We start from the raw sequence: 3,127 nt of genomic DNA on the forward strand, positions 1-3,127 counted from the left end.
CCCGGCGGCGCGGCCCGGCTCAGCCCAGCGAGGCGATGAACTCCTTGGCGCGGCGGGTGATGTCGGCCCAGTCGCCGTCCGCGACGGCCTGCGGCGGGACGACGTCGGTGCCGGCGCAGACGGCGAGCGCGCCGTGGTCGAGGAAGGCCCTGGCGTTGCCCGCGTTGACGCCGCCGGAGGCGACCAGCGGAACGTCGGGGTAGGGGCCGCGCAGGTCCTTGAAGTAGCCGGGGCCGAACGCCTTGGCGGGGAAGACCTTGACCGCGGCGGCGCCGAGGTCGACGGCGTCGGCGACCTCGCTGGGGGTCAACGCGCCCATCACGACCGGGATCCCGGCCTCGCGGGCGGTCTCGGCGACGGCGGGGCGCAGGCCGGGGGTGACCAGGAACCCGGCTCCGGCGGCGATCCCGTCCCGGGCCTGTTCGGCGGTGAGCACGGTGCCGACGCCGATCCGGCAGCCGGCCGCGGCGGCGCGGGCGACGTGGCGGGTGACGTCGGGGGTGGTGAAGGTGAGTTCGGTCCAGGCGATGCCGCCTTCGGCGAGCGCCTCGCAGAGTGCGACCGCGTCGGGGATCACGGGGGCCCGCACCACGGCGATCACCGGCTGCCGGGCCAGGGCCGCGCGCAGGTCCGTCGTTTCGGTTCCCATTCTGGACAACTCCTCTTCACACAAAACCGGTTGGAACAGGTGTCACGGAACTGCGCTGTTCCGCGAAGCAGTTGACGTACCGTCGATTGACGTACCGTCAGTCGACGGCCCGGACCTTGCGGTCGGCGCCGCGGCGCAGCGCCCGCCCGGCCCGGTCGCCGGTGGGCTTGCCGTCGGCGAGGGCGGGGACGCCGTTGACCAGGACGTGCTGGATGCCGTCGGCGGCCTGCCGGGGGCGGTCGAAGGTGGCGGTGTCGCGGACGGTGTCCGGGTCGAACAGGACCAGGTCGGCGTGGTGGCCGGGGCGGACGAGTCCGCGCCGGTCGAGGCCGAGCCGACGGGCGGGTCGGCCGGTCATCCGGGCGACGGCCTGTTCGAGCGTGAGGACGCCCAACTCGCGTACGTAGTGGGCGAGGTAGCGGGGGAAGGTGCCCCAGCCGCGCGGGTGGGGGCGGGCGCCGACCAGCAGTCCGTCGCTGCCGACGGTGTGCACGGGGTGGCGCATGATGGCGCGGACGTTCTCCTCGTGGCCGACGTGCTGGAGGATGGTGGTGCCCAACTGGTCGGCGAGCAGCAGGTCGAAGAAGACCTCGGTGCCGGTGCGGCCCTGTTCGGCGGCGAGTTCGGAGACCTTCTTGCCGACGGCGGCGGACAGTGTGCCGTCGCGGACGCCGGAGATCTGGATGGTGTCCCAGTCGGTGACGACGCCGTGGCAGCCGTCGCTGCCGTGTTCCTCGACGTCGGCGCGGATGCGGTCGCGGGCGGCGGGGTCGGCGAGCCGGGCGAGGGTGGCCGCGGGGCCGCCCTCGGTGGACCAACTGGGCAGCAGGGCGGCCAGGGTGGTGGATCCGGGCAGGTAGGGGTAGCTGTCGAGGGTGATGTCGATGCCGTCGGCGAGGGCGGCGTCGACCAGGGCGAGGAACTGTCCGGCGCGGCCCTCGTTGACGCCGAAGTTCATGGTGGCGTGGGTGAGGTGGAGCGGGCAGCCGGAGCGCCGGGAGATCTCCACCATCTCGGCGTAGCCCTCCAACGCGCCCGCGCCGTAGGAGCGTTGGTGGGGGGCGTGGAAGCCGCCGCGGGCGGCGACGACGGCGCACAGTTCGACGAGTTCGGCGGTGTCGGCGTACATGCCGGGGGTGTAGGTGAGGCCGGTGGACATGCCGACCGCGCCGTCCGCCAGTGCCTGGTCCAACAGCCGCTTCATCCGGTCGAGTTCGGCACCGGTGGGGGGACGGTTGTCCCAGCCCATGGCGAGCATCCGGACGGAGCCGTGCGGGACGAGGTAGCAGGTGTTCACGGCGACGCCGCCCTCCGCTCCCGCGTCGAGGCGGTCGAGGTACTGGGCGACGGTGCGCCAGTTCCACTCGAACCGGTCGTCGGCGGGGTCGCCGTTCCAGCCGGCGAGTTGGCGGCGCAGCGCGGCGAGGGTGGTGTCGTCGACGGGGGCGTAGGAGAGGCCGTCCTGGCCGAGGACTTCGAGGGTGACGCCCTGGGTGATCCGGGAGGGGTGGTCGGGTTCGAGGAGCAGTCGCAGGTCGGAGTGGGCGTGCATGTCGATGAAGCCGGGGGCGAGGACGAGTCCGTCGGCGTCGATGGTCCGGCGGGCGCTCAGGCCGCGGCCGATCTCGTCGATGCGGCCGCCGGTGACGGTGACGTCGGCGTGGCGGCGGTCGGTGCCGGTGCCGTCGACGAGGGTGGCGCCGCGCAGCAGCAGGTCGGCCATCAGAAGTACGTCCGGACCAGGTCGACGACGCGGGGGTGGTCGGCGTCGGCGTGGTCGAGGACGGGGACGAGGCTCCACTTGTCGAAGGCGGTGCAGGGGTGGGAGAGGCCCAGGCGCAGGACGGCGCCGACCGGGGCGGCGGGGCCGGCGTCGCGCAGGAAGGCGTGCTGGTCGTTGAGGGCGGTGATGGCGGCGCCGGTCAGGTCGCCGCCGCCCCGGACGAGTTGGGGTTCGGGCAGGCCCTCGTCGAACGGGAGGTCGCGCTTTCCGGCGTCGAGCAGGGCGAGCCGGGGTTCGGGGTGGGAGACGACGCGGGCCCAGCCGTGCATGGCGGAGCGCAGCGGGGTGGTGTCGGCGGTGCGGGCCAGCGGGGAGATGCCGCGGTAGAAGCCGTCGTCGTGGGCGAGGTAGGCGCCGGCCCGGACGATGACGGCGGTGCCGGGGACCTGCCGGGTGAGGGGGGTCAACTCCTCGGCGACGGTGTCGAAGTAGGCGCTGCCGCCGGCGGTGACCACGGGGGTGTCGGTGGGGTAGTCGGCGGCGAGGCGGCGGTGCAGGTCGGCGAGGTCGGCGAGGTAGCCGCGGACGGCGGCGAGGGCGCCTTCGGAGGCGTCGTGGGCGAGGGCGCCCTCGTAGCCGGCGACGCCGGCCAGCCGCAGGGTGGGGGCGGCGAGGACGGCGGCGGCGACCTCGAGGGCGGCGGGGACGCCGCGGGCGCCGGTGCGGCCGCCGGGGCCGCCGAGTTCGACCAGGAC

General features: G+C 74.7%; 2 protein-coding genes and 1 pseudogene. All 3 read right to left on the reverse strand.

Annotation, left to right across the window (positions count from 1 at the left end; translation table 11 throughout):
• Positions 1 to 19: 19 nt before the first annotated feature.
• Entirely contained in the window at positions 20 to 649 is a 630-nt protein-coding gene (locus tag ACFUEL_RS37495) for a bifunctional 4-hydroxy-2-oxoglutarate aldolase/2-dehydro-3-deoxy-phosphogluconate aldolase (protein WP_380242345.1), read from the reverse strand.
• A gap of 97 nt (positions 650 to 746) precedes the next feature.
• On the reverse strand, positions 747 to 2,372 hold the full coding sequence (locus ACFUEL_RS37500) for an amidohydrolase family protein (RefSeq protein ID WP_380242347.1): 1,626 nt from the start codon (positions 2,370 to 2,372) through the stop codon (positions 747 to 749).
• A pseudogene (locus ACFUEL_RS37505) lies at positions 2,372 to 3,127 on the reverse strand (amino acid deaminase); the annotation flags it as partial. The gene ACFUEL_RS37500 and the pseudogene ACFUEL_RS37505, both read right to left, overlap by 1 nt.

This window comes from Kitasatospora sp. NPDC057198 (genome assembly GCF_042670125.1).
In the GTDB taxonomy this organism is placed as follows: Bacteria; Actinomycetota; Actinomycetes; order Streptomycetales; family Streptomycetaceae; genus Kitasatospora.

Bases quoted from the DNA above. Each gene is read 5' to 3' on its own strand.
- ACFUEL_RS37495 (WP_380242345.1), bottom strand. From the start codon at position 649: ATGGGAACCGAAACGACGGACCTGCGCGCGGCCCTGGCCCGGCAGCCG.
- ACFUEL_RS37500 (WP_380242347.1), bottom strand. From the start codon at position 2,372: ATGGCCGACCTGCTGCTGCGCGGCGCCACCCTCGTCGACGGCACCGGC.